General features: G+C 65.9%; 20 protein-coding genes. 11 read left to right on the top strand and 9 right to left on the bottom strand.

Translation table 11 applies throughout. The features are described from left to right. Positions 1 to 236 precede the first annotated feature (236 nt). Positions 237 to 1,070 (top strand): hypothetical protein, encoded by an 834-nt coding sequence (locus tag ACFPTO_RS03000; RefSeq protein WP_377709418.1) that lies wholly within the window; start codon positions 237 to 239, stop codon positions 1,068 to 1,070. Between the two features lie 152 nt (positions 1,071 to 1,222). Then, on the top strand, positions 1,223 to 1,972 hold the full coding sequence (locus ACFPTO_RS02995; protein WP_377709410.1) for a pseudouridine synthase: 750 nt from the start codon (positions 1,223 to 1,225) through the stop codon (positions 1,970 to 1,972). 92 nt (positions 1,973 to 2,064) lie between these two features. On the opposite strand, the gene def is transcribed toward ACFPTO_RS02995, so the two are convergent. From def to ACFPTO_RS02970, 5 genes are all read right to left on the bottom strand, one after another. Next, positions 2,065 to 2,598 (bottom strand): peptide deformylase, encoded by a 534-nt coding sequence (gene def, locus ACFPTO_RS02990; RefSeq protein ID WP_377709349.1) that lies wholly within the window; start codon positions 2,596 to 2,598, stop codon positions 2,065 to 2,067. Next, positions 2,595 to 4,646: an NAD-dependent DNA ligase LigA gene (ligA, locus tag ACFPTO_RS02985; protein ID WP_377709348.1), complete on the bottom strand. Its 2,052-nt coding sequence runs from the start codon at positions 4,644 to 4,646 to the stop codon at positions 2,595 to 2,597. The genes def and ligA overlap by 4 nt, the downstream gene beginning before the upstream one ends. A gap of 365 nt (positions 4,647 to 5,011) precedes the next feature. Next, positions 5,012 to 6,268 carry a cell division protein ZipA C-terminal FtsZ-binding domain-containing protein gene (locus tag ACFPTO_RS02980; RefSeq protein ID WP_377709347.1) on the bottom strand — a complete coding sequence of 419 codons (1,257 nt, stop codon included), beginning with the start codon at positions 6,266 to 6,268 and terminating at the stop codon, positions 5,012 to 5,014. A gap of 126 nt (positions 6,269 to 6,394) precedes the next feature. Continuing rightward, positions 6,395 to 9,913: a chromosome segregation protein SMC gene (smc, locus tag ACFPTO_RS02975; protein ID WP_377709346.1), complete on the bottom strand. Its 3,519-nt coding sequence runs from the start codon at positions 9,911 to 9,913 to the stop codon at positions 6,395 to 6,397. A 160-nt stretch (positions 9,914 to 10,073) separates the two neighbouring features. Then, positions 10,074 to 11,102 carry a DMT family transporter gene (locus ACFPTO_RS02970; protein WP_377709345.1) on the bottom strand — a complete coding sequence of 343 codons (1,029 nt, stop codon included), beginning with the start codon at positions 11,100 to 11,102 and terminating at the stop codon, positions 10,074 to 10,076. A gap of 328 nt (positions 11,103 to 11,430) precedes the next feature. On the opposite strand from ACFPTO_RS02970, the gene dapC reads away from it, so the two are divergent. The 6 genes from dapC (at position 11,431) to cls (ending at position 17,686) form a co-directional block, all read left to right on the top strand. Continuing rightward, positions 11,431 to 12,651 carry a succinyldiaminopimelate transaminase gene (gene dapC / locus ACFPTO_RS02965; RefSeq protein ID WP_377709344.1) on the top strand — a complete coding sequence of 407 codons (1,221 nt, stop codon included), beginning with the start codon at positions 11,431 to 11,433 and terminating at the stop codon, positions 12,649 to 12,651. 76 nt (positions 12,652 to 12,727) lie between these two features. Further along, on the top strand, positions 12,728 to 13,555 hold the full coding sequence (gene dapD, locus ACFPTO_RS02960; RefSeq protein WP_377709343.1) for a 2,3,4,5-tetrahydropyridine-2,6-dicarboxylate N-succinyltransferase: 828 nt from the start codon (positions 12,728 to 12,730) through the stop codon (positions 13,553 to 13,555). After that, a complete protein-coding gene (locus ACFPTO_RS02955; protein ID WP_377709342.1) occupies positions 13,555 to 13,917 on the top strand; it encodes an ArsC family reductase in 363 nt (120 codons plus the stop codon). Before dapD ends, ACFPTO_RS02955 begins: the two co-directional genes overlap by 1 nt. Before the next feature lie 93 nt (positions 13,918 to 14,010). Then, positions 14,011 to 15,150, top strand: a complete 1,140-nt coding sequence (gene dapE / locus ACFPTO_RS02950; protein WP_377709340.1) for a succinyl-diaminopimelate desuccinylase — start codon at positions 14,011 to 14,013, stop codon at positions 15,148 to 15,150. 23 nt (positions 15,151 to 15,173) lie between these two features. After that, entirely contained in the window at positions 15,174 to 16,070 is an 897-nt protein-coding gene (gene prmB / locus ACFPTO_RS02945) for a 50S ribosomal protein L3 N(5)-glutamine methyltransferase (protein WP_377709337.1), read from the top strand. A 176-nt stretch (positions 16,071 to 16,246) separates the two neighbouring features. After that, complete coding sequence (gene cls / locus ACFPTO_RS02940; RefSeq protein WP_377709336.1) at positions 16,247 to 17,686, top strand: cardiolipin synthase; 1,440 nt, start codon at positions 16,247 to 16,249, stop codon at positions 17,684 to 17,686. A 22-nt stretch (positions 17,687 to 17,708) separates the two neighbouring features. Here cls and ACFPTO_RS02935 read toward each other — a convergent pair whose 3' ends face one another. Then, positions 17,709 to 18,191: a glutathione peroxidase gene (locus ACFPTO_RS02935; protein WP_377709335.1), complete on the bottom strand. Its 483-nt coding sequence runs from the start codon at positions 18,189 to 18,191 to the stop codon at positions 17,709 to 17,711. 128 nt (positions 18,192 to 18,319) lie between these two features. On the opposite strand from ACFPTO_RS02935, the gene ACFPTO_RS02930 reads away from it, so the two are divergent. Together ACFPTO_RS02930 and ACFPTO_RS02925 are read left to right on the top strand one after the other, a co-directional pair. Further along, entirely contained in the window at positions 18,320 to 20,251 is a 1,932-nt protein-coding gene (locus ACFPTO_RS02930; protein WP_377709334.1) for an ATP-binding cassette domain-containing protein, read from the top strand. Between the two features lie 86 nt (positions 20,252 to 20,337). Continuing rightward, positions 20,338 to 21,462, top strand: a complete 1,125-nt coding sequence (locus tag ACFPTO_RS02925; protein WP_377709408.1) for a CaiB/BaiF CoA transferase family protein — start codon at positions 20,338 to 20,340, stop codon at positions 21,460 to 21,462. A gap of 79 nt (positions 21,463 to 21,541) precedes the next feature. Here the strand turns inward: ACFPTO_RS02925 and ACFPTO_RS02920 are convergent, their stop codons facing one another. The 3 genes from ACFPTO_RS02920 to alr all read right to left on the bottom strand — a co-directional run bounded on the left by ACFPTO_RS02920 (position 21,542) and on the right by alr (position 24,457). Beyond that, the gene (locus ACFPTO_RS02920) at positions 21,542 to 21,805 is read right to left on the bottom strand and encodes a DUF2866 domain-containing protein (RefSeq protein ID WP_377709332.1); all 264 of its coding nucleotides are present in this window, start codon (positions 21,803 to 21,805) and stop codon (positions 21,542 to 21,544) included. 201 nt (positions 21,806 to 22,006) lie between these two features. Continuing rightward, positions 22,007 to 23,383 carry a DNA repair protein RadA gene (radA, locus tag ACFPTO_RS02915; protein WP_377709331.1) on the bottom strand — a complete coding sequence of 459 codons (1,377 nt, stop codon included), beginning with the start codon at positions 23,381 to 23,383 and terminating at the stop codon, positions 22,007 to 22,009. A 3-nt stretch (positions 23,384 to 23,386) separates the two neighbouring features. Then, on the bottom strand, positions 23,387 to 24,457 hold the full coding sequence (alr, locus tag ACFPTO_RS02910) for an alanine racemase (RefSeq protein ID WP_377709329.1): 1,071 nt from the start codon (positions 24,455 to 24,457) through the stop codon (positions 23,387 to 23,389). 218 nt (positions 24,458 to 24,675) lie between these two features. On the opposite strand from alr, the gene lplT reads away from it, so the two are divergent. Then, the gene (gene lplT / locus ACFPTO_RS02905) at positions 24,676 to 25,986 is read left to right on the top strand and encodes a lysophospholipid transporter LplT (RefSeq protein WP_377709328.1); all 1,311 of its coding nucleotides are present in this window, start codon (positions 24,676 to 24,678) and stop codon (positions 25,984 to 25,986) included. Positions 25,987 to 26,013: the final 27 nt, after the last annotated feature.

Raw genomic sequence — 26,013 nt, 5'->3', positions numbered from 1 at the left:
CGAACGCGCCCCCGTCCGCCGCGGCAGCGCGACCGCACGCAAGCCGGTGCGCCCGGCCGTAAGCGCGGCGCCCGCCGCGAAGACGCCGGCGAAGCCCGCAGGCGCACGCGGCGAGGGCCGCACGACCGAACGTAGCGGCGCCAAAGCGGCTGCGCCGCGCGATCGCGATACGGCGAAGCGGCCTGCACGAACGGCGCCGGGTGAACGTCCGGCGCGCCCGCGCAGCGAAGGCTTCGGTGACGAACGCCGCCCGGCTCGTCCGCGCGGTGAAGGCTTCGGCGATGATCGCCGTCCGGCGCGTGCGCGTGGAGAAGGTTTTGGTGATGATCGTCGCCCGGCTCGTGCGCGTGGGGAAGGTTTTGGTGATGATCGCCGTCCGGCGCGTGCGCGTGGGGAAGGCTTCGGTGATGATCGCCGTCCGGCCCGTCCGCGCGGCGAAGGCTTCGGTGATGATCGTCGCCCGGCTCGTCCGCGTGTGGAAGGTTTCAGTGATGATCGCCGTCCCGCTCGCCCGCGTGGGGAAGGCTTCAGTGATGATCGCCGTCCCGCTCGCCCGCGCGGCGAAGGCTTTGGTGATGATCGCCGCCCGGCTCGTCCGCGCAGCGAGGGCTTTGGTGATGATCGCCGCCCGGCTCGTCCGCGCAGCGAGGGCTTTGGTGATGACCGCCGCCCGGCTCGTCCACGCAGCGAGGGCTTTGGTGATGACCGCCGCCCGGCTCGTCCACGCAGCGAGGGCTTTGGTGATGACCGCCGTCCGGCGCGTCCACGCAGCGAAGGCTTTGGTGATGATCGCCGTCCGGCGCGCCCGCGCGGTGAAGGCTCTGGCGACGAGCGCCGTCCGGCGCGCCCGCGCGGTGAAGGCTCTGGCGACGAGCGCCGTCCGGCTCGTCCGCGAAGTGAAGGTTTCGGTGATCGCGAACGCAAGTTCGGCGACCGCAAAGCGCCAGGCGCCGCACCACGCCGCGAATACGGCTCGTCGGCAGAAAGCCGCCGCCCTCGCGACGAAGGCACGCGCCGCACGAGCAGCGAGCGCCCCGCGCGCGAAGAGCGCAGCTTCGCACGCCCGGTAAAAGCCGCCTCGGGTTATCGAGACGACGCCCCCGCGCGCAAGTTCGCGACTCGCGTTAAACAGGACGACCGCGCTCCGCGCAGCGCACCCGTTGAATCGGCTGAGGGTGCACCACACCGCGCGACCCACACAGGCACCGACGCAGCCGGCTCACTGCGCCTGTCGAAGCGCATGTCAGAACTCGGTCTGTGCTCGCGCCGCGAGGCCGACGAGTGGATCGAGAAAGGCTGGGTTCTCGTCGACGGCGAGCGTATCGACACGCTGGGCACGAAGGTCACACCCGACCAGCGCATCGAGATCGACCCGGCCGCACGCGCTGCACAAGCCCGCCAGGTGACGATCCTGCTGCACAAGCCGGTGGGCTACGTCTCGGGCCAGGCCGAGGACGGCTATCCGCCCGCGGCGACGCTCGTCACGGCAGCCAACCAGTGGGATGGCGATCGCTCGGGCGTGCGCTTTTCGCCGCTGCATCTGCGCACGCTTGCACCGGCGGGCCGCCTCGATATCGACTCGACCGGTCTGCTCGTGCTGACCCAGGACGGGCGCGTGGCAAAGCAGTTGATCGGCGAGCAGTCGGACATCGACAAGGAATATCTCGTGCGCGTGACTTACGACGACATCGAGACCGACATCGACCAGCATTTTCCCGCCGAGCTTCTCGCGAAACTGCGCCACGGCCTGTCACTGGACGACGTGCCGCTCAAGCCCGCGATGGTGAGCTGGCAGAACGGCGAGCAGCTGCGTTTCGTGCTGCGCGAAGGAAAGAAGCGGCAGATCCGCCGCATGTGCGAGCTGGTCGGATTGAAGGTAGTGGGGCTCAAGCGCGTGCGCATGGGCCGGGTGCTGCTGGGGGCGCTGCCGCAAGGCCAGTGGCGCTATCTGACGTTCGACGAGTCGTTCTGAGTCGTTCCAAGTTGATCCGAACCCTCCCTTATGCAGGGAGGCTCGTGCAAACCAAAACGGGAGCCAGCGGCTCCCGTTTTCGCTTGATCGACTTAATCGTCGGCGACCGGATCGAGATCAGGAAACAGCACGTCGGTAAAGCCGAACTTCGAGAAGTCGGTGATCCGCATCGGATAGAGCTTGCCGATCAGGTGATCGCATTCGTGCTGGACCACGCGGGCGTGGAAGCCCTCGGCGACACGCTCGATCGGCGTGCCGAACTGATCGAAGCCGTTGTAGCGGATCATCGAATATCGGCTCACCATGCCGCGCATGCCCGGTACCGACAGACACCCTTCCCATCCCTCTTCCATGTCATGTGACAGAGGATGAATGACGGGATTGATGAGCACGGTTTGCGGCACGGCGGGCGCCTCGGGATAGCGCTCGTTTTGCTCGAAGCCGAAGATCACGACCTGCAGATCCACGCCGATCTGCGGCGCGGCAAGACCCGCGCCACTCGCGGCGTGCATCGTGTCGAACATGTCGGCGACGAGCGTGTGCAACTCGGGCGTGTCGAAATGATCGACTGGCTTTGCGATGTTGAGCAGCCGCGGATCGCCCATCCTGAGAATTTCGCGAATCATGTCGAGGACCCCTCCAGGAGCTTGTGCAACCCTTCTTCGTCCAGCACCGGCACGCCGAGTTCCTCGGCTTTCGCGAGCTTGCTGCCCGCGTCGGCGCCCGCCACCACATAATCGGTCTTCTTCGAAACCGAGCCTGCCACTTTCGCACCGGCCGCTTCGAGCATTTCCTTTGCTGCGTCGCGCGTGAGCGTCGGCAACGTGCCGGTCAGCACGACCGTCTTGCCGGCCAGCACGCCCTGCGGAGCCTTCGGCGCAGGCGGGCCTTCCTGCCATGCAACCTTGCCCGGCGCCCGCAGTTGCTCGATGACCGTGCGGTTGTGTTCCTCGGCAAAAAACTGGTGCAGCGCCTCGGCGACGATGGGCCCCACGTCGTTCACTTCGAGCAGTTCCTCGACGGAAGCGCACATCAACGGATCGAGCGAACCGAAATGCTTCGCGAGATCCTTCGCCGTGGATTCGCCGACATGCCGGATACCGAGCGCATAAATGAAGCGCGCGAGCGTCGTGGATTTGGCCTTCTCGAGCGAATCCAGCAGATTCTGTGCCGACTTGTCAGCCATGCGGTCGAGCGCCGCCAGCGTGCCGAAACCGAGGTTGAAAAGGTCCGCGGGCGTGCGCACAAGGTTCTGGTCGACGAGCTGGTCGATGATCTTTTCGCCGAGCCCGTCGATATCGAGCGCGCGCCGCTGCGCAAAATGCCAGAGCGCCTGCTTGCGCTGCGCCGGGCAAAACAGTCCGCCCGTGCAGCGTGCGATGGCCTCGTCAGGCAACCGCTCGATGCCCGATCCGCAGACGGGGCAATGCGTGGGCATTACGAATTCGCGGGCGTCGGCGGGACGACGATCGAGCAGCGCGCCCACCACTTCGGGAATCACGTCGCCTGCGCGGCGCACAATCACCGTGTCGCCGATGCGGATGTCCTTGCGCCGCACTTCGTCTTCATTGTGCAGCGTGGCATTCGTCACCGTCGCACCGCCGACGAACACGGGTTCGAGGCGTGCAACCGGCGTAATGGCACCCGTGCGGCCCACCTGGACATCGATAGCGAGCAGCTTCGTGAGCGCTTCCTGGGCCGGAAACTTGTGGGCGAGCGCGAAGCGCGGCGCGCGCGAAACAAAGCCGAGCGCGTCCTGCTCGTCGCGCCGGTTGACCTTGTACACCACACCGTCGATATCGTATGGAAGGCGGTCACGCTTTTCGCCGACCGCACGGAAAAACGCGAGCAGGCCCTGCGCGCCGGTCACGACGGCGCGTTCGCCGTTCACCGGCAGCCCGAGTTCCGCATACCAGTCGAGCAGTTCGCTGTGCGTGGCGGGCGTCGGCTCGCCTTCGAGCGCACCGATGCCGTAGGCGAAGAACGACAACGGCCGCTGTGCGGTGATCTTCGAATCGAGCTGGCGCAGGCTGCCCGCCGCCGCGTTGCGAGGGTTGGCAAATTCTTTCTGGCCGGCGTCGCGCTGACGCTCGTTCATGCGCTCGAAGTCGCGGCGGAACATCAGCACTTCACCGCGCACATCGAGCACTTTCGGCACCCGCTCGCCCTTCAGACGCAACGGCAGCGAGCGGATCGTGCGAACGTTTTCCGTGACGTTCTCACCGGTCGATCCATCGCCGCGCGTGGAAGCCTGAACGAATACGCCATCCACGTATCGCAGGGAAACGGCAAGCCCGTCGAACTTCAGTTCGCACGCGTATTCCACTTCGGACTTGTCGAGCGCGTCGGCCACGCGCTTGTCGAATGCGACGATGTCCTCATCCTCGAAGCCGTTGTTGAGCGAAAGCATCGGCACGTCGTGGACGACGGATTCGAACCCGGTCGCAACCTCGCCGCCCACGCGCTGCGTGGGGGAATCGGGCGTGACGAGTTCGGGATGACCGGATTCGATCTGCTGAAGTTCCTTGAACAACCGGTCGTATTCCGCGTCGGGCAACTCCGGCTGGTCGAGGACGTGATACGCGTGATTGGCACGCTCGAGTTCGGCGCGCAACCACGCCGCACGTTGCGACGCAGACGGTTCATCGGGATGACGGGCGGGCGTTCGGGCCATGCTGGAGCGGCTTCACGAGTGGATTTAGGAGACAGATTATCGCAGGAAGCGGCCCGTGTGGCATCGGCCAAACGGCCATGGTCGAACACCGCGTGCGCACCACCCGCGCACTGCCCGCGCGCCCCTGGCCGAACGGCTAACGTTCGGCCCGCTGCGTTGACAACGGGTTGCACGGGATGCGAACGTGAACGCATTCGCAACCTGCACGATGCGTGACCGCCATGAGCTTTCCAGCAGTTGAATCCGGCGCCTCCACGGTGGCGCTTCGCGCAGGCCGTCGCACGCAGCGTGCCCGCACTGCGAGTGACGCAAGGAACGAGAGGAACGCGCGGCACGCTTGCGGCGCCGCGCTGCGCACGTTCGAATTATTGGCTGAAGAGCCGCCGGGTGGCGGGCGATCCGGCCGGAATACCAGCCTGTTCGAGCTTCGCGTAGAGCGTCATGAGCTGCTTGTCGATGGCCTGCAGCACCGATTCCGGCAACGGACGGCGCTGGTCGTCAACCACGCGGCCGCCGATGCGCTCCGCGAGCGAGCGCGCGTAATCGCACATGAGGCGGAATGGCAGGATGTCCTCGTCGGCCACCGGCACGTCGAGAATCAGGCTGATCATCTGGCCACCCTTGTACGTGAGGTCGTCGCGCAGGAAGTTGGTGTCGCCGAACTGCAGCATGAACACCGGGTTCTGCTTCGCGTCGAGCTTCACGAACCGCGTGCCGTCGCGCGAGAGCAGCAGGCCGTCTTGCGCGGCCACGGCCTGGACGTAGTTCGCCGACCACGGTGCGCCGTCCGACAACACGTTGATCGAGAGCTGCGCATCGCATTGCGCGGCGAAACCGTCGAGCTCGCGCGCCATCGAAACGGTTTCCATCATGTCCGGGAATTCCGGCGCGGCGTCGAGTGCGTCAGCGAATTGCTGCACGCCGGTCACGAACTCCGAAAACTCCAGTTCGTTGAGCGGGCCACTGCGGTTAGCAAGCTGGGCGGCGGCGCGCAGCTCTTCATAGCGCACGCCGTTTTGCAGCAGCTCCCAACCGTCGCCGCCCTCCGGCTTGCCTTCGATATGCACCGGCTTGCTGCCGGCGCGGCGCAGGCGCTGGGCGAACGGAATCACGCGCTCGCCAGCCATCGGCGCGGCAAGGCGGATCGGGACGATGCAATCGATGCGGCGATCGACGACCGCAGGCGGCGCAGACGAAATCGTGGTCGCGGCAGGCAGGACCGGTTCTACGCGTTCAGCCTCTTCAGGCGTGGCCGCGGGCGTTGCGCTCTCCACGGCAGGCGGGCTGGCCTCGGTTTCCACATCGGGGAATCCGTTCGGCGACGTGTTTTCAGCCTGGATGTCGGCTGGCGTATCGAGCGGCGCCACCGTGCCGAACCCCGGCTCGACGCGCTTCTCTGCATCGCCCGCGAGCGACGGTTCGCGCCGCGCCGGCGCTCGGGCCGGCTCGATGAACGGACTCTGCTCCTCCAGGTTGTCGCGCGGCAGCGTTTCGGCCACTTCCTGCGGCATCGGCCGCGGCATGCGCCTGCGCACTCTCGCGCCCTGCCACGCGTTATAGACCACCACACCCCCGACCACCACGGCGCCCGCGCCGATCAATCCGAGAGTCAACTCGTCCATGCATGCTCCATCAGCAATTCTTGTCCAGCGGCGCGCTACAGGCGCGATCCGCTTGCGTTGCGTTCGCGCCGCACGCGGTGGCCGGCTTTCGCCCGGCACCACCGGATGCGCGTCGCGCGCCGCTCGTTAAACCGTATTCTGTGCAAAACCCGCCGCTGTTTCCATGTCGACCGCAACGATACGGGACACGCCCTGCTCCTGCATCGTCACGCCGATCAGCTGCTGGGCCATTTCCATCGCGATCTTGTTGTGCGAAATGAACAGGAACTGCGTCTTGTCCGACATGGCGCGCACCAGATTCGCGAAACGCTCCGTGTTCGCGTCGTCGAGCGGCGCGTCCACTTCGTCCAGCAGGCAGAACGGCGCAGGATTGAGCTGGAACATCGCGAACACCAGCGCGGTCGCCGTCAGCGCTTTCTCGCCGCCGGACAGCAGGTGAATCGTCGAGTTCTTCTTGCCCGGCGGCTGCGCCATTACCTGCACCCCGGCATCGAGAATCTCGTCGCCCGTCATGATGAGTCTCGCCTGGCCGCCGCCGAAGAGGCGCGGGAACAGATCGCCGAAATGCTGGTTCACTTCGTCGAACGTGCCTTGCAGCAGCGTGCGCGTTTCCTGGTCGATCTTGCGAATCGCATCCTCGAGCGTTTCGATCGCGCTCGTCAGGTCGGCGGACTGCGCGTCGAGGAAGATCTTGCGCTCTTTCGCCGCTGCGAGTTCGTCGAGTGCCGCCATGTTCACCGGGCCGAGCGCCGCGATCGCGTTATTGATGCGCGTGACTTCGCCCTGGAGATACGACGGCTTCATGTCCGGCGTGAGCTTCTCGCGCAGCGCCGTTTCGTCGACGCCCGCGGCCTGCAGTTGTTCGACGAACTGCTCGCCGTTCAGACGCGCGGCCTGCTCCTTCAACTGCAATTCCGTGATGCGATCGCGCAGCGGCTGCAGCGCACGCTCGGCGCTCAACCGCGTTTCGTCGGCCTGACGCAGCTTGCCGGTGAGATCGTCCAGTTCGGTGCGCGCAACGCGCAACGAGGCTTCCTTCTGCGTGCGAATCTCGAGCGCGTCCTGAAGCCCGGTGTGGGCAGTCTGTTCGTTGATCGTTTCGAGTTCGGCCCGCGCGTCTTCGAGCGACGCGGCTACCCGTTCGCTCTGATCGTGCGCCACCTGGATGTTGCGCCGCAGTTCTTCGATCCGGTTAGCCATGTCGCGCGCGGCGAAGCGCGCATCGCTTGCGGCACGTTCGAGATCGCGCGCCTCGTTGCGCGCAGCGCCGAGTGCCTCGTCGAGTGCTTCGAACGCAAGCTGGTTGTCCTCGAAACGGGCCTGCAGTTCGGCCAGCTCGCCATCGTGGCGCTCGAAGTTCGCTTCCGACTCGGCGCGCAGCGCGCGCTGCTCGTCGACCTGTGCCGCGATCTCGTCGAGTTCCTCGCGAATCTGCGTGCTGCGCGCCGTGTAACGCTCATGCGCCTGCGTGAGTTTGAGCACGTCCAGTTGCAGTGCGTGCACGCGCTGCGTCGCGCGCTCGGATTGCTGGCGCACTTCCGTGAGCGCCTGCGCAGCCTGCGTGTGCGCAGCTTCTGCGCGAATCGCAGCCGCACGCGCGTCGTCGGCGAGCAGGGCCTGCGCGCGCACCTGGCGCGTCAGATTCTCGATTTCCTGCTGCCGCGCCAGCATACCGGCCTGTTCCGAATCGGCGGCGTAGAGCTGCACGCCCACGCGCGTCACCATGTGGCCGGACTTCACGACGAACACGCCACCCGACGGCAACTGCGCACGCTGCGCCAGCGCCTCGGAAAGATCGGCCGCGACGAAGGTCGAGCCGAGCCATTCTGTCAGCACCGCGCGCAATCCCGCGTCGTCGATCCGCACGAGCGAGAGCAGCGGTGTGAGGCCGGACGGCGCAGACGGCGCCTGACCCGCCGCGGGCGGCGCGTAGAACGCGAGCTTGGCGGGTGGTGCATCGGTGGCGAACGCCTTCACCCAGTCGAGGTTCGACACCTCGAGCGCGGCGAGCCGCTCGCGCAGCACCGCTTCAAGCGCCGTTTCCCACCCTGCTTCGACATGCAGCTTCTTCCACAGGCGCGGCAGCGTGCCAAGCTCGTGACGTTCGAGCCAGGGCTGGATCTTGCCCTCGGTCTGCACGTTTTCCTGCAACTGCTTGAGCGCCGAGAGACGCGCTTCGAGCTGGTGAATCTGCGCGTTCTCGGCCTGCACACGCTCGTGCGCCGAGCGGCGGTCGCCGTCCAGACGCGGCAGCGCTTCCTGCGCGTCGCCGAGCCGCAACTGCGCGTCGTGCAGGATTTCCTCCTGCTCGGCCAGTTGCATGCGCAACTCTTCGAGCTGCGCTTCGTCCGGCGCGTCGAGTCCACCCTCTTCGGATTTGAGCCGCTCGTGACGCTGTTGCAGTTGTTGCAGCATCTGATCAGCATTGCGCTGATGCGCGGCTTCGAGCTTCAGCGCCTGTTCGGTGCGCGCAATGCCCGCGCGCTCTTCGTTGAGCTGGCCCTGCGCATCGCGCCACCGGCCTTCGAGCGCGGGCAGCGCGTCCTGCTTCGCCGCGGCCTCCTCTTGCGCGACGGCGGCCTTTTCTTCGGCCATTGCCAGCTGCTCTTCGGCGTCCTCGATGTCGCCTTGCGACTTCTGCGCCTGGGATTGCCACTGTTCGCGCTGTGCGCTCAGCGCCGCGATCTGCGCCTGCACACGATTGCGCGACTCGACGATGAACTTGATTTCGGCTTCGAGGCGGCTCACCTCGGCATTGGCTTCGTAGAGCGCGCCCTGCGCACCCTGCATCGCGTCGCTCGCGGTGTAATGCGCCACACGCAACGTTTCGAGTTGCGCCTCGACCTCGCGCAGTTGCGCCGTCTGGCGCTCGAGATCGATCTGCGCCTGTTCGATCGCGCGTTGCTGGCGCTCCTGCTCGCTCGCCGCCTCGTTTTTGCGCAGCAGCCACAGCAGGCGCTGCTTTTCCTCGCCGTCGAACTGCAGTTCGCGGAACTTCGTCGCGACGACTGCCTGGCCTTCCAGTTTTTCGAGGTTCGTCGAGAGTTCGCGCACGATGTCCTCGACGCGCGTGAGGTTCTCGCGCGTGTCGTGCAGACGGTTCTCCGTCTCGCGGCGGCGCTCCTTGTACTTCGAGACGCCCGCCGCCTCTTCGAGGAACACGCGCAGCTCTTCGGGCTTCGCTTCGATGATGCGCGCGATCATGCCCTGGCCGATGATCGCGTAGGCGCGCGGACCGAGGCCCGTGCCGAGGAAGATGTCCTGGATGTCGCGGCGGCGCGCTGGCAGGTTGTTGATGTAGTAGCTCGACGTGCCGTCACGCGTCAGCACGCGCTTGACGGCGATCTCCGCATACTGGCCCCACTGGCCGGCGGCACGACCGTCCGCGTTGTCGAACACGAGTTCGACGCTCGCGCGGCTGCCGGGCTTGCGTGCGGTCGAGCCGTTGAAGATGACGTCCTGCATCGACTCGCCGCGCAGCTCGGACGCGCGGGACTCGCCGAGCACCCAGCGCACGGCGTCGATGATGTTGGATTTACCACAGCCATTCGGCCCGACCACACCGACCAGTTGGCCCGGAACCTGAAAATGCGTGGGATCGACGAATGATTTGAAGCCAGCGAGTTTAATCGAGGTCAGACGCACGGCGATATCGCTGTTTGAATTGGGAGAGTGAACGGGACCGCTCGTGCCGCACGCCACGCACCGGCGCAATCGCCCGGCAGCGGAACGCGCACTGGGCAGCCGCCACGGCTCGCCGCGCGGCGCGGCCTGGCGTGCGCTCCACGGCGAGAATTAGCGGCAATCATACCATCGCACGCAGGTCGTTCTGCTCGCTCTGCGACCCGTCGCCCGCGCTGCCGCCGTCAGTATCGTCGCGCTTGTCGCCGTCATCGGCATGCCCGCCTGACAGCCGGGCGCCGTCGTCGCGCCGGGCAGGCGCGCTGCGCACGCGGTGCACCCAGCTCGACAGCAGCGACGCGAGTACGATGCAGCCGCCGCCCGCCCACTCGCGCGGACCGGGCGCCTCGCCCGCGAAGAGCCACGAACTGAGCGCGGTCACGATGATCTCGAACAACATGATGATCGACGCGCGGTTCGCGCTCACGCGCGCGAGACCGTACTGCACGATCATGTTGTTCGACGCGAGCACGAGGCCGAGCGCCAGGACGAGCAGCAGCGCGCGCCCGAGCAGGTCGCCCGCAGGGGCCGCCGCCATCGGTTCGAAGGTGCTCGCGCAGGCGCTGAACAGGGCCGTGCCGCCAAAGATCACGGCCGTGCGCATTTCCGGGCGCATGTCCGGCAGCACGCGGCTCGTCTTAAGCACCAGCACGTTGCTCATCGCGAAACCCATGCCGCCCGCGAGGCCCGCCCATTCCGCCGCATTGCCCGGCAGCGGCACGCCGAGCGCCGGCGACCACAGCATCAGCATCGCCCCGCCAAGCGAAAGCGCGGCGAGCGCCGCGCCCGACCAGGTCAGCCGCTCACCGAGGATAAAGTGCGCAAAGAGCGCGGTCCACGCCGGGGCCAGATAGAACAGCAGCATCACGCGCATCACCTGGCCGTGGATCGTACCCCAGACGAAGCCCAGATTCGTCACGCCCGCCGCGAGCCCGAGAAACGGCAAGACCCAGTGCCAGCGCACCGTCGCAATCGAGCGGCGGCGTAGCAGCAGCACGAATGCGCATCCGGCGGCGCTCGTCACTGCGCTCGCAACCGTGCCCGTGACGCCGAGCGCCGCCAGCATCCGCAGCGGATACCAGACGATGCCCCACACCGACGCGCCGACGAGGATCGCCAGCGTCGGCCAGTCGACGCGCAAGCGCTGGCTCATCGCAGCGTCCTCGGGCACGTCAGGCGCCTCAGGTGCTTTAAGTGCGCGTCGCGGGTCATGCACCGCCGATACATCGAAAACCGCATTCTTGCCCCCTCACACCCGTTAAAGCCCTTCAGAGCCTTCAAAACTCCGACTTTCCCTCACAGCCGCAGACGATTCGCAAAGGCCATGCGGCACGCCGCATGGCCCGCGACACCACGCTATAATCGACCGCCTGCAACCGTCTGCCGCATGGTTTCAGTGCGCGCCGCAGGCGAGTTCCGCGCGCCTGCCCCTCTGTTTTTCGCTTACGCCCGTTTTTCGCTTACGCCCGCCCAACGCCCAAGTGAATCCGCTACTCGACACCCTTCAGACCTATCCCTTCGAAAAGCTGCGCGCCCTCTTCAAGGACGTCACGCCGAAAGCCGGCCTGCGGCCCATCAGCCTGGGCATCGGCGAGCCGAAACATCCGACGCCCGCGCTGATCCGCGACGCCGTGGTCGCCTCGCTCGACGGTCTCGCGGTGTATCCGGCGACAGCGGGCAGCCCCGCGCTGCGCGAGTCGATCGCGAACTGGATCGAGGCGCGCTACGCGTTGCCCGCCATCGACGCGAACACCGAAGTGCTGCCGGTTTCGGGCTCGCGCGAGGCATTGTTCGCGCTCGCGCAGGCGGTGCTCGATCCGGCCGCTGGCGTGAAAGACCCGGCCAGACGGGCGATCGTACTCTGCCCGAACCCGTTCTACCAGATCTACGAAGGCGCCGCGCTGCTCGCGGGCGGCGAGCCGTACTTCGTGAACAGCGATCCGGCACGCAACTACGCGTGCGACTATTCGCAGGTGCCCGATGACGTGTGGGCCCGCACGCAGCTGCTCTACGTGTGCTCGCCCGGCAATCCCACGGGCGCCGTGCTCACGCTCGACGACTGGCGCGAACTCTTTGCGCTGTCCGACCGTTACGGCTTCGTGATCGCCTCCGACGAGTGCTACTCCGAGATCTACTTCGACGAAACGAAGCCGCCGCTCGGCGGCCTTGAAGCGGCGCACCGCCTCGGCCGCGGCTTCGAGCGCCTCGTGATGCTGTCGAGTCTGTCGAAGCGCTCGAATGTGCCTGGCATGCGCTCGGGCTTCGTCGCGGGCGACGCCGCGATCCTCAAGCAGTTCCTGCTCTACCGCACCTACCACGGCGCGGCGCTGTCGCCGGTCTGGCAGGCCGCGAGCGTTGTCGCGTGGGGCGACGAGCAGCACGTCCGCGAGAACCGCGCGAAGTACGCGCGCAAGTTTGCAACGGTCACGCCGATGCTCGCCGACGTGCTCGACGTGCGTCTGCCGGACGCCGCGTTCTACCTCTGGGCGAACGTCGCGCGTACCGGCCTGTCCGATACCGCTTTCGCCCAGCGTCTCTACGCCGACTATAATGTGACGGTCCTGCCGGGCTCTTATCTGGCCCGCACCGCGCACGGCACGAATCCAGGACAGAATTTCGTCCGCATGGCGCTTGTCGCCGACGTCGAGGAGTGCATCGAGGGCGCACAACGCATCGTCGATTTCTGCCGCTCGCTCGCCTGAACGCCACGCGCGGCGTCCACGAGGCATGCCGCGCCCGCACCGCCTTCCCTATCCGAACTCACACGAAACCAACACCATGTCGCAACAATTTCAGCAGATCATCGACAACGCCTGGGAAAACCGCGCGGACTTCTCGGCGAAGTCCGCACCGAACGACGTGCGCGAAGCCGTCGCCCACGTCATCGCGGAACTGGACCGCGGCGCGCTGCGCTGCGCCGAGAAGAAGGACGGCGACTGGGTCGTCAACCAGTGGGTGAAGAAAGCCGTGCTGCTGTCGTTCCGTCTCGAAGACAACGTGCCGATGCCCGCGGGCGGCTACAGCCAGTTCTACGACAAGGTGCCGTCGAAGTTCGCGAACTACACCGCCGAAGACTTCGCCGCGGGCGGTTTTCGCGTCGTGCCGCCGGCCATCGCGCGCCGCGGCTCGTTCATCGCGAAGAACGTCGTGCTGATGCCGTCGTACACGAACATCGGCGCCTACGTCGACGAAGGCACGATGGTCGACACCTGGGCGACGGTCGGCTCGTGCGCGCAGATCGGCAAGAACGTGCACCTCTCGGGCGGCGTCGGCATCGGCGGCGTGCTGGAGCCGCTGCAGGCCAACCCGGTCATCATCGAAGACAACTGCTTCATCGGCGCGCGCTCGGAAGTCGTGGAAGGCGTGATCGTCGAGGAGAACTCGGTCATCTCGATGGGCGTGTACCTCGGCCAGAGCACCAAGATTTACGACCGCGAAACCGGCGAAGTGTCGTACGGCCGCATTCCGGCGGGCTCGGTCGTCGTCGCGGGCAACCTGCCCTCGAAGGACGGCTCGCACAGCCTGTACTGCGCCGTGATCGTCAAGAAGGTCGATGCGAAGACGCGCGCCAAGGTCGGTCTGAACGAGCTGCTGCGAGGCGATTGATGGCGGCGAGCAAAACCGTCGTCTATGGCATTCCGAACTGCGACACCGTGAAGAAGGCCCGTGTGTGGCTCGAAGCGCACGGCGTCGCATTCGAATTTCACGATTTCAAAAAGGCGGGCGTAAGCGCGCCGATGATCGAAGGCTGGCTCAAGGACGTGTCACTCGAAGCGCTTGTCAACAAGCGCGGCACGACGTGGCGCGGCCTGCCCGACGAAACGAAGTCGGCGGCCGAAAACCAGGACGGCGCGATCGCGCTGATGATCGAGAAGCCATCGGTCATCAAGCGGCCCGTCGTCGTCGTGAACGGCCGTGTGAAGACGCTCGGTTTTTCGGCGGAACAGTACGCCACGCTCTTCGCGTGAGCCGGACTGCTTCGCACAACGCGTAATAACAAGCTGTTGCCGGTGCCCGTGTGAACTCGCGGCGCCGGCATTTTTATTGAAAGTGGCCCTTCCATGTCCGGCACCCTCGCCCTTACCGAAGCCCTGATCGCGCGCGCGTCCGTTACGCCCGACGACCAGCACTGTCAGCGCATCATGACCGGGCGCCTCGCGCCGCTCGGCTTTACGTGCGAAACGATCGAGTCGCACGGCGTGACGAACCTGTGGGCCGTGAAGCGCGGCACGGACGGATCTGCCGGACCGCTCCTCGCCTTCGCGGGCCATACCGATGTCGTGCCGACCGGCCCGCTCGAACAGTGGAAATCGCCGCCGTTCGAGCCGGTGCAACGCGACGGCAAACTCTACGGCCGGGGCGCCGCCGACATGAAAACCTCGCTCGCCGCATTCGTCGTGGCAAGCGAGGAGTTCGTCACCGCGCATCCGCAGCATCGCGGCGCCATCGCCTTTCTCATCACGAGCGACGAGGAAGGCCCCGCGACCGACGGCACCGTGAAGGTCGTCGAAGCGCTGCAGCAGCGCGGCGAAAAAATGGATTACTGCATCGTCGGCGAGCCGACTTCGACGCATGCGCTCGGCGACTGCGTGAAGAACGGCCGCCGCGGCTCGATGTCGGGCAAGCTGATCGTCAAGGGCGTGCAGGGGCATATCGCCTATCCGCATCTCGCGAAGAACCCCGTGCACCTGCTCGCACCCGCGCTCGCCGAGCTGGTGGCCGAAAAGTGGGACGACGGCAACGAGTACTTCCCGCCCACCACATGGCAGGTGTCGAACCTGCACAGCGGCACCGGCGCAAGCAACGTGATTCCGGGCCACGCCGACGTCCAGTTCAACTTCCGCTTCTCGACCGCCAGCACGGTGGAAGGCCTGCAGCAGCGCGTGCATGCGATCCTCGACAAGCACGGCCTCGACTACGAGCTGCACTGGACCGTGAGCGGCCTGCCGTTCCTCACCCCGCGCGGCGCGCTGTCGAATGCGCTCGAAAAAGCGATCCTCGACGAGACCGGCGTCACGACCGAACTCTCGACGACGGGCGGCACGTCCGACGGCCGCTTCATCGCGCGTATCTGCCCGCAGGTGGTCGAATTCGGCCCGCCAAACGGCAGCATCCACAAGATCGACGAGCATATCGAACTAAAGTACGTCGAACCGCTGAAGAACGTGTATCGTCGCGTGCTCGAACAACTGATCGCCTGAACACGCCTGCCGGAGCCCCCCACATGACGCATCCCCTGTCGACCACCTTTTCCACCGTGCGCGACCTGCTGCGCTACGCCGTGACGCGCTTCACCGCCGCGGAACTCGCGTTCGGCCACGGCTCGTCCAACGCCTACGACGAGGCCGCCTACCTGATCCTGCATACGCTGCATCTGCCGCTCGATCTGCTCGATCCGTTCCTCGACGCACGGCTCGCGTCCGACGAAATCGACGCCGTGCTCGGCGTGATCGAGCGCCGCGCGACCGAGCGCGTGCCCGCCGCCTACATCACGAAGGAAGCGTGGATGCACGGCGTGCGCTTCTACGTCGACGAACGCGTGATCGTGCCGCGTTCGTTCATCGGCGAACTGCTCGCGGACGGCCTGCAGCCGTATGTCGAGGATCCCGAACACGTGAGCGCGGTGCTCGAACTGTGCACCGGCTCGGCAAGCCTCGCGATCCTCGCCGCGCATGCGTTCCCGAACGCCGATATCGACGCGGTCGATCTTTCGGCCCCGGCGCTCGAAGTGGCGCGCCGCAACGTCCACGAGCACGGCTTCGACGAGCGCATCGCGCTGTTCGAAGGCGACCTGTTCGCGCCGTTGGCCGAACGCCGTTACGACGTCATCCTGACGAATCCGCCGTACGTGAACGCCGAATCGATGCAGGCGCTGCCGCCCGAATACCGTCACGAGCCGGAAATGGCGCTCGCGGGCGGCGCGGACGGCATGGACATCGTGCGCCGCATTCTTGCGCAGGCGCGCAACTGGCTGACCGACGAAGGCGTGCTCGTGGTGGAGATCGGCAACGAGCGCGCGAACGTCGAAGCGGCGTTCGGCGGGCTGGACCTCGTATGGCTCTCGACGAGCGCGGGCGACGATCAGGTGTTCCTGATCCAGGCAGCCGATCTGCCGGTGTAAGCGCCTTTTGTAAGTACCTTTCGCGCGCGAAAATTCGCGAAAACTGTCAGATCGCGGTTTCGCGCGCGCCCCCGGGGCCAGAACCATCACCCCAGCCCGGCCGGGTTCGGTAAGATGGAAGCTTCCCGGCTACCGCGCTACGGTGTCGTCCAGCATCCGGCGCGCCCCGCGCCCCTATGCAATTCGACTGGTCACAGCTCGGCCCGCTTCTCGCGATCATCCACCTCCTCGGAATCGCTGCGGCATGCCACGCCATCCTCAACACCCGCACCTCGCAAGGCGCGATCGCGTGGGCTGTGTCGCTCGCGACGATGCCCTATCTGACGCTGATCCCCTACCTTTTCCTCGGCCGCAGCAAGTTCGCGGGCTACGCCGACGCGCGGCGGCTGCGCAATGCAACCCTGCGCTCGCGCGCTCGCGCGCCCGAGTGGGACGAACTCCTTTCCACCGGCGAATGGCCGGTCGAAGAACTCGGCGCGCGCGTGATCCAGACGATGGCGCAACTCGGCGGCATGCCGATCGTGCCCGGCAATTCAGTGCGAACGCTCGTGAACGGCGAAGCCACGTTCTCGGCCATCTTCGAGGCCATCGAGCAGGCGCACCACTACGTGGTCGTGCAATTTTTCATCGTCCACGCGGACACCCTCGGCGAGATGCTGAAGGACACGCTCATCCAGTGCGTGGCGCGCGGCGTGCGCGCGTTTTTCCTCTACGACAGCATCGGCTGCTTCGACCTGCCCGCGAGCTATGTCAACGCATTGCGCGCGGGCGGCGTCGTGGTGCATCCGTTTTCGACGCGGCGCCACTTCGTCAACCGCTTCCAGCTCAACTTCCGCAATCACCGCAAGATCGTCGTCGTCGACGGCGAGCGCGCCTTTGTGGGCGGGCACAACGTGGGCGTCGAATACCTCGGCGCCAAGCCGCCGCTCTCGCCCTGGCGCGACACGCATATCGAAGTGCGCGGCCCCGCCGTCGCGAACATCCAGTTCGCCTTCACCGAGGACTGGTACTGGGTCACGCAGGAGCTGCCCGACTGCGAACCGCCGCCCGTCGCGCCCTGCGACGACAACATGTTTTGTCTCGTGATGCCGACCGGTCCCGCCGATCGTCAGGAAACCTGCTCGCTCATCTTCGTCGAGGCGATCAATGCGGCACGCCAGCGGCTGTGGATCACCACCCCCTATCTCGTGCTCGATGAAGCGGTGTTCTCGGCGCTGCGACTCGCGGTGCTGCGCGGCGTGGACGTGCGCATCATGATTCCGGGCCGCCGCGATCATTACGTGGTGTTCGAGGCCTCGACGCTGTACGCATTCGATGCCATCCGCGCGGGCATTCGCATCTTCCGCTATCAGCCTGGCTTCCTGCACCAGAAGGTCTTGCTGATCGACGACGTGGCGGCAGTCGTTGGCAGCGCGAACCTCGACAACCGTTCGTTCCGGCTGAACTTCGAGATCATGGTGCTCACGGTGCACCGCGGCTTCGCGGCCGAAGTCGAAACGATGCTGCTGCGCGACTTCGAGCAAGCCGTGGAGATCGACCGCACCGAATACCGCGACGCGCGCGCCTGGCGCAAGATGACCATGCATCTCGCGCGCCTCTTTGCGCCGATTCTCTAGCCGCGCGGCTCACGACAACCGTTCACAACAGCTTTTCGATATCCGCCGCGATCGCCTCCGGCTTGGTGAGAGGCGCATAGCGCTTGACCACATTGCCGTTGCGGTCGACGAGGAACTTCGTGAAATTCCACTTGACCGCCTCGAGCCCGAGCACGCCCGGCGCCTCGCCCGTGAGCCAGCGATAGAGCGGATGCGCATTCGCGCCATTCACGTCGATCTTGTCGAACATCGGAAACCTGACGCCATAGTTCTGCTCGCAAAAGCTGCCGATCTGCGCCGCGTCGCCCGGCTCCTGCTTGCCGAACTGGTTGCACGGAAAACCGAGCACGTCGAGGCCGCGCGCGGCGTATGCCTCGTAAAGCTTTTGCAGACCTGCGTACTGCGGCGTGAACCCGCACTCGCTCGCCGTGTTGACGACCAGCAGCACCTTGCCGGCAAAGCGTTCCAGGCTCACCGGCGCGCCGCCGCCAAGCGGTTCTGCTGAAAACGAATAGATCGACGTCATCTGTGCACTCCCCGGGAAATGACCCAGTTTAGGTGAGAATCGCCGCGCGCCGCACCTCGGCCGAACGGCTGATGCCGGCCCACGGGCCGCACAGTCTAAAATAGCGGTTTTCCCAAGCTGGCGCTGCTGTGATCCGCTTCAATCAATTCAGCCTTGCCCGCGGCACCAAGCCGCTTTTCGACCAGACCTCATTCACGCTGAACCCCGGTGAAAAGGCCGGTCTCGTCGGCGCGAACGGCGCGGGCAAATCAACGCTGTTCGCCGTGCTGCGCGGCGAGCTGCACGCGGATGCGGGCGACTTTTCGCTGCCGCCGTCGTGGCGGATCGCGCACGTCGCGCAGGAAACACCGGCTGTCGAGCGCACCGCGCTCGACTACGCGCTCGACGGCGACGCCGCGCTGCGCGACATCGAGGCGCGCATCGCCGCGGCATCGGCCGCGCACGACGGTGCGGCCGAAGCCGAAGCGCACGCCGCCTTCGCCGACGCCGACGGCTACACCGCGCCCGCGCGCGCCGAAGCGCTGCTGCTCGGGCTCGGCTTCACGCTCGAGCAGACGCGCGCGCCGGTCTCGAGCTTCTCGGGCGGCTGGCGCATGCGCCTGAACCTCGCGCAGGCGCTGATGTGCCGCTCCGACCTGCTGCTGCTCGACGAACCCACGAACCACCTCGACCTCGACGCAATCGTCTGGCTCGAAGACTGGCTGCATCGCTACCCGGGCACGCTCATCGTGATCTCGCACGACCGCGAGTTCCTCGATTCCGCCTGCGACGTCACGCTGCATCTGGAAAACCAGCAGATCAAACGCTACGGCGGCAACTACTCGCAGTTCGAAATCCTGCGCGCGCAGCAACTCGCGCTCCAGCAAAGCGCCTACGAAAAGCAGCAGAAAACCGTCGCGCACCTGCAAAGCTTCATCGACCGCTTCAAGGCCAAGGCGACCAAGGCGCGCCAGGCGCAAAGCCGCGTGAAGGCGCTGGAAAAGATGGAGCTGATCGCGCCCGCGCACGCAAGCTCGCCGTTCACGTTCGAATTCCGCACGCCCGATTCCGCGCCGAATCCCATGCTCGTCATGGAAGACGTGCGCTGCGGCTACCGCGCCGAGGACGGCAGCGAAACGCCCATCGTGAGCGATGTCGCGCTGTCGATCCAGAACGGGCAGCGCATCGGCCTGCTCGGTGCGAACGGCCAGGGCAAGTCCACGCTCATCAAGACGCTCGCCGCCACGCTCGCGCCGCTCTCGGGCGATCTGCGCACGGGCAAGGGTCTGCAGATCGGCTATTTCGCGCAGCATCAGCTGGAAACACTGCGCCCAGACGATTCGCCGCTGCAGCATCTCGCACGCCTCGCGCCCGATACGCGCGAGCAGGAACTGCGCGATTTTCTCGGCGGCTTCAATTTCCCCGGCGAAATGGCCACGGCGTCCATCGCGCCGTTTTCGGGCGGCGAAAAGGCGCGGCTCGCGCTCGCGCTCATCATCTGGCAGAAGCCGAACCTGCTGCTGCTCGACGAGCCGACCAACCACCTCGATCTCGAAACGCGTCACGCGCTCACAATGGCGCTCGCGCAATTCGAAGGCACGCTGATCCTCGTCTCGCACGACCGCCATCTGTTGCGCGCGACCACCGATCAGTTCATGCTCGTCGCCAGACATCGCCTGCAGCCGTTCGACGGCGATCTCGACGACTACCGCGACTGGCTGCTCCAGCACGCCGCCGAGCAGCGCGCCGCCCTCCGGCAGGATGCGGGCGGCGACGGCGCAGCCGATGCGGGCGTCAATCGCAAGGAGCAACGCCGCCAGGAAGCGGAGACGCGCCAGAAGCTGTCGCAGCTGAAAAAACCGCTCCAGGTGAAAATCGGCAAGATCGAGAAGGAAATGGACATGCTCAACGCGGAAAAAGGCACGCTCGATGCATTCGTTGCCGACCCCGCGAGTTACGAGCCCAGCCAGAAGACCCGCCTGACCGAAGCAATCCGCCGCCAGGCCGAAGTCCAGGCGCGCCTCGATACGCTCGAAGCCGACTGGCTCGACGCGCACGAGGATCTCGAACAGATTGGCTAGCCGCGGCGCGCGCGCCGTACGAAGCGAAGGAGATACGAGTGTCGTCACCTGCTGCGTTACAAGGTCTACGCGTCCTGGATCTGACCATGCTGCTGCCCGGCCCGGTTGCCACGCTGCGTCTTGCGGAAATGGGCGCCGACGTGCTGAAGATCGAGCCGCCCGGCGCAGGCGACGCGGCCCGCGCGATGATGCAAAGCTCCGCTGACGAAGTCGCCACGCGACCTGGCGCGTTCTACCGCCTCGTCAACCACGGCAAGCGCGAAACGCGGATCGACCTGAAATCGCAAAGCGGGCGCAATGTCCTACTGGCGCTCGCGCGCGAAGCGGACGTGCTCGTCGAGAGCTTTCGTCCCGGCGTGATGACGCGGCTGGGCGTCGGCTACGAGACGCTGAGTCAGATCAATCCGAAGCTCGTCTACTGCGCCATCAGCGGATATGGCGCCGACAGTCCGTTCGCCGACCGCGCCGGACACGACCTGAACTACATCGGCTATTCGGGTGTGCTCGACCAGCTTGCGGCGCGCGACGGCACGCCCGTGCTGCCGAATTTCCAGATCGCCGACCTGCTCGGCGGCGCGCTCTCGGCGGTCACGCAGATCCTCGCCGCGCTCTGGCAGGTCGCGCGCGGCGGCGCGGGCCGCTTCATCGACATTTCGATGGCGCACGCCGCTTACGCCTACAACGTGGTCGCGAAAGTCGCGCTTGCCAACGACGACGCGGCGGCCCTCCAGCCCGGCGGCGGCCTGCTCAACGGCGGCGTGCCCTGCTACAACCTGTATCGCACCCAGGACGGCCGCTGGCTCGCCGTCGGCGCGCTGGAACTGAAGTTCTGGCAGGCGTTCTGCAAGGCGCTCGGCCGCGAAGAGTGGGCCGAGCGGCACTGGAGTCTGGGGCAGGCAATCGGCGGCACGGATGCCGCGGGGCTCATACGCGAACTCGCCGCAGTCATCGCGGCGGAACCGCTGCAAACGTGGATCGACCTGCTTGAACCGATCGACTGTTGCGTGACACCGGTGCTCACGGCAGGTGAGGCGTCGCGCCACCCGCTGTTCAACCCGGACGTCCTGCAAGAAGCACTCGCGGAGAACACCGCAGAGCAGGCAAACCATCCGGTAGCGCAAGATGCGGCAGCGCAAGGCGCGCCCCGCGTGAATCCGCAAATGGGTGCATTCAGCAGCGGCAAGCCGTTTTCTTACGGCCCCTGGAACTGAAACCCGGCGCGCGGCGCGATGCAAGCTTAAACGGAGTGCAAAAGTAAAAATGGGCGCACATGGCGCCCATTTTTGCTGGCTAACGCCGCGGCAGCGTTTGCCGGGGCGTGCGTTCGTCGTCGTAGAGAATGTGCCTGCGGCCTTCCACGTGATGCGCAATCGTGCTGCGCACCTGGGCCGCCGTCACGTTCCCGGCCACCACACGTCGCGAGATGCAGCCGTTGCTGTCGATCCACTCGACAATGCGGCAACTGCTGCCCCAGGGCTGCATGAGCGGCTCGGAGATCCTGCACCCGCGCACGACGATCGAACGACTATCGGCGAGCGTATCAATCTGTTTCACGACGCTATCCTTTCCGCTGCGCGCGAGTCAAACATGCGGCCAAGAATAGGGAAATCGCAGAAAGCCCAGGTTACAGTGTGTGGCAGGGTTGTTACTAATCATTACGCGACAGTACAGGGTCCGCAGCGCCCTGCGTGTGCCCTGCATGTGCCTTGCCTGCACCTTACGTACGCCTGAATGACCAGCCGCACCCGGCCGGTTTCATTCGAGCGTGCGGACTTTGTCGATGGCCTCCTCGATCCGCTCGACTGCAATCACCTGCAAGCCGTCGACCGGCTGCTTCGGCGCGTTCGCACGTGGAATAAGCGCACAGGAAAACCCGAGCTTCGCCGCTTCCTTCAGACGTTCCTGGCCGCGTGGCGAAGGCCGGATCTCCCCCGCAAGCCCCACTTCGCCGAAAACGATCAGCCCTTTGGGCAACGCCTTGTTACGCATCGACGAGTGAATGGCCAGCAGCACGGCGAGGTCGGCGGCCGGTTCGGTGATCTTCACCCCGCCCACGGCATTCAGGAACACATCCTGATCGAAGCATGCGATTCCCGCGTGCCGATGCAGCACCGCGAGCAGCAGCGCAAGCCGGTTCTGTTCGAGACCGACTGCGAGCCGCCGCGGATTGGGCACCTGAGCGGTATCGACGAGCGCCTGCACCTCGACGAGAAGCGGACGCGAGCCTTCCTGGGTCACGAGCACGCACGAACCCGGCACGCTTTGTTCGTGCTGCGACAGAAATAGCGCGGACGGATTCGCGACACCGCGTAAGCCTCGCTCCGTCATCGCGAACACGCCGAGTTCGTTGACCGCGCCGAAGCGGTTCTTGAACGCGCGCACGAGACGGAACGACGAATGGGTATCGCCTTCGAAGTACAGCACGGTGTCGACGATGTGTTCGAGCACGCGCGGCCCCGCGAGGTTGCCCTCCTTCGTGACGTGGCCGACCATGATGATCGCGGTGCCCGATTGCTTCGCGATACGCGTGAGCTGCGCCGCGCACTCGCGCACCTGCGCGACTGAACCGGGGGCCGAAGTCAGCGCCTCGGAATAGATGGTCTGGATCGAATCGATCACCGCAACATCGGGTTTCTCGGCCTCGATGGTTGCCTGAATCTTTTCGAGCTGGATTTCGGCGAGCAGCTGCAGCTCGCTCGCTTTCGAACCCGGATCAAGCAGCGCAAGCCGTTGCGCGCGCAACGCAATCTGCGCCGCAGATTCTTCACCGCTCACGTAGAGCGCGCGGCGCTCGGCCGCAATCTGCGCGAGCGACTGCAGGAGCAGGGTCGATTTACCGATGCCCGGATCGCCGCCGATCAGCACCACGCCGCCCGCCACGAGGCCGCCGCCCAGCACGCGGTCGAATTCGCCGACACCGGTCGTGAAGCGCGGCACGTCGGACGCCTCGATATCGGCGAGGCGCCGCACAGGCGCGCTCTTCGCGAGCGACTGGTAGCGGTGGTTGCCCGCCGGTTCGGCGACGCCTTCCACCAACGTATTCCACGCGCCGCACGCGGGGCATTGCCCTTGCCACTTGGGAACCTGCCCGCCGCACTCGCTACACGTATACAGCGTCTTGACCTTCGCCACCGCTTATTCCGCCCGTACCGGCACGCGCGGTGCGACGGCGCACATCAGCTCGTAGCCGATCGTGCCGCACGCCTGCGCGACGTCGTCGATCGGCAGGGCCGCACCCCAAAGCTCGACACGCGCGCCCACTCCCGCACGCGGCACCGGGGTGAGATCGACCGTGAGCATGTCCATCGACACACGCCCGACGACGCGCGTGCGCACGCCCTCGACCACCACGGGCGTGCCTTCGGGCGCGCTGCGCGGATAGCCGTCCGCATAACCGCAGGCGACGACGCCGATGCGCATTGGCTTGCGCGCCGTAAAAGTCGATCCATAACCGATGGTCTGGCCTTCGGCGATGGTTTGCGTGCCGATGATCTCGGCACTGAACGTCATGGCGGGCTGCAGTCCGACACCTTCGATCGCCGACGCCACGCCCGACGGCGATGCGCCGTAGAGGATGATGCCCGGCCGCACCCAGTCGAAGTGCGCGGCCGGATACCAGAGCGTCGCGGCCGAATTGGAGAGGCTGCGCACGCCGGCGATGCCTTGCGCGCCGCGCTCGAACGTGTCCATCTGCTCGGCGATGCCGCGCGGCGTGTCGGCGTCGGAGAAGTGCGTCATCAGCGTGATCTGACCGATGCCGGGGCAGGCGCGCGCCCGTTCCCACGCCGCGCGATATTTTTCGGGCGTATAGCCGAGCCGGTTCATGCCGCTGTTCATTTTCAGCTGCACGTTGACCGGCTTCGATAGACGCGCCATTTCGAGCATGCGCATCTGCTCGTCGGAGTGCACGACCGTCGTGAGGCTGTAGCGGTCGATCACGTCGATATCGGTCGGACGAAAGAAGCCTTCGAGCAGCAGGATCGGACCCGCCCAGCCCAGTTCGCGCAGTTTCACGGCTTCTTCGAGATCGAGCAGTCCGAAGCCGTCGGTGGCCCGCAGGCCCGGGAACACGCGGGCGAGCCCGTGCCCGTAGGCGTTGGCCTTGACTACGGCCCAGATTTTCGACTTCGGCGCGTAACGGCGGGCGACGGCGAGATTGTTGGCGAGTGCGGCGGTATGAATCGTGGCTGAGAGGGGGCGAGGCATGGGAAATTTTCGTAAAGACGCTTTCAAATCATGAGCTTACGATGCACTTCCAGTGCCCGGAAGTCCCATCTGTAGGACGCTCGAGGAATCTGCTAGTCGGAATGCACCTATTTTCATGATATAAAGCCCTGCGCACAACCCATTTCGAACGTAATAAGCCCGGATGCATCCCATCCGTCCGGGGCGGACGGACCGTAGCGAGGACAGCATCGCAACAGATGAAAAAAGGCTTTTACACCATCATGGCCGCGCAGTTTTTTTCGTCGTTGGCCGACAATGCGCTCCTGATCGCTGCAATTGCACTGCTGAAAGATCTCCACGCCCCGAGCTGGATGACCCCGCTGCTCAAGCTGTTCTTCGTCCTTTCCTACGTTGTTCTGGCCGCGTTCGTCGGCGCTTTCGCCGATTCGCGCCCCAAAGGCCGCGTGATGTTCATCACGAATACGATCAAGGTCGTGGGCTGCGCCATGATGCTCGCAGGCACGCACCCGCTATTCGCATACGGCGTCGTGGGGTTCGGGGCCGCGGCCTATTCGCCCGCGAAATACGGCATCTTGACCGAACTGTTGCCGCCTGAACGGCTCGTCGCCGCGAACGGCTGGATCGAGGGCACCACTGTCGGATCGATCATTCTCGGCACCGTCCTCGGCGGCGCGCTCATCAGCCCGCATATCGCGTTGCACGTGCTCCACCATACGCCCGCATCGGTCCACACGCCCGCTCAAGCCGCGATGCTCGTCATCATGGCCATCTACGTCGTCGCCGCCCTTTTCAATCTGCGCATTCCCGATACCGGCGCACGCTACCCGCGCCAGCAACGCGGGCCCGTGCGCCTCGTGGCCGATTTCGCCGACTGCTTCCTGATTCTGTGGCGCGACAAGCTCGGCCAGATCTCGCTCGCCGTCACGACGCTGTTCTGGGGCGCGGGCGCCACGCTGCAGTTCATCGTGCTCAAGTGGGCCGAGGTTTCGCTCGGCATGTCGCTCTCCGAGGGCGCGATCCTTCAGGCCGTCGTAGCAGTGGGCGTCGCGGCCGGGGCCATCATTGCCGCCGCACGCGTGCCGCTCAAGAAGTCGCTGTCAGTGCTGCCGGTCGGCATCGTGATGGGACTGGCCGTCATGATGCTCGCGTTCTACACGCGCGATCTCTTTCCGCCGCACTGGGGCATGCGCCTCGGCCACATGCATGTGAGCGGATACCTCTCGTTCGCCTACCTGTTCCTGATTTTCATCGGCGGGCTCTCCGGCTTCTTCGTCGTACCGATGAACGCGCTGCTCCAGCATCGCGGCCACGTGCTGCTCTCCGCCGGCCACTCCATCGCCGTGCAGAATTTCAACGAGAACCTCTCGGTGCTCATCATGCTGTGCCTCTATGCCGTGCTCGTCTGGCTCGACGTGCCCGTCACCGTCGTCATCGTGCTGTTCGGCACCTTCGTCTGCCTCATGATGTGGCTCGTGATGCGCCGCCATCAGGCCAATCAGCGCGCGTTCGACTCCATCGCGCTGATCGGCGAAAATCACCGCCATTGATCCCGTTATTGCCTTCGCGTGCGCGCC

The sequence above is a fragment of the Paraburkholderia denitrificans genome, from assembly GCF_042655705.1.
Taxonomy (GTDB): domain Bacteria; phylum Pseudomonadota; class Gammaproteobacteria; order Burkholderiales; family Burkholderiaceae; genus Paraburkholderia; species Paraburkholderia denitrificans.
Note: the sequence above shows the minus strand (reverse complement) of the source record. Positions and strands in the feature narration are given on the sequence as shown.

What these genes read in the sequence shown, in the direction of transcription:
- ACFPTO_RS02935 (WP_377709335.1), bottom strand. Translation starts at nt 18,191, where the DNA reads ATGACGTCGATCTATTCGTTTTCAGCAGAACCGCTTGGCGGCGGCGCG.
- dapE (WP_377709340.1), top strand. Translation starts at nt 14,011, where the DNA reads ATGTCCGGCACCCTCGCCCTTACCGAAGCCCTGATCGCGCGCGCGTCC.
- lplT (WP_377709328.1), top strand. Translation starts at nt 24,676, where the DNA reads ATGAAAAAAGGCTTTTACACCATCATGGCCGCGCAGTTTTTTTCGTCG.
- dapD (WP_377709343.1), top strand. Translation starts at nt 12,728, where the DNA reads ATGTCGCAACAATTTCAGCAGATCATCGACAACGCCTGGGAAAACCGC.
- ACFPTO_RS02925 (WP_377709408.1), top strand. Translation starts at nt 20,338, where the DNA reads ATGCTGCTGCCCGGCCCGGTTGCCACGCTGCGTCTTGCGGAAATGGGC.
- ligA (WP_377709348.1), bottom strand. Translation starts at nt 4,646, where the DNA reads ATGGCCCGAACGCCCGCCCGTCATCCCGATGAACCGTCTGCGTCGCAA.
- alr (WP_377709329.1), bottom strand. Translation starts at nt 24,457, where the DNA reads ATGCCTCGCCCCCTCTCAGCCACGATTCATACCGCCGCACTCGCCAAC.
- prmB (WP_377709337.1), top strand. Translation starts at nt 15,174, where the DNA reads ATGACGCATCCCCTGTCGACCACCTTTTCCACCGTGCGCGACCTGCTG.
- cls (WP_377709336.1), top strand. Translation starts at nt 16,247, where the DNA reads ATGCAATTCGACTGGTCACAGCTCGGCCCGCTTCTCGCGATCATCCAC.
- ACFPTO_RS02970 (WP_377709345.1), bottom strand. Translation starts at nt 11,102, where the DNA reads ATGAGCCAGCGCTTGCGCGTCGACTGGCCGACGCTGGCGATCCTCGTC.
- ACFPTO_RS02955 (WP_377709342.1), top strand. Translation starts at nt 13,555, where the DNA reads ATGGCGGCGAGCAAAACCGTCGTCTATGGCATTCCGAACTGCGACACC.
- ACFPTO_RS02980 (WP_377709347.1), bottom strand. Translation starts at nt 6,268, where the DNA reads ATGGACGAGTTGACTCTCGGATTGATCGGCGCGGGCGCCGTGGTGGTC.
- def (WP_377709349.1), bottom strand. Translation starts at nt 2,598, where the DNA reads ATGATTCGCGAAATTCTCAGGATGGGCGATCCGCGGCTGCTCAACATC.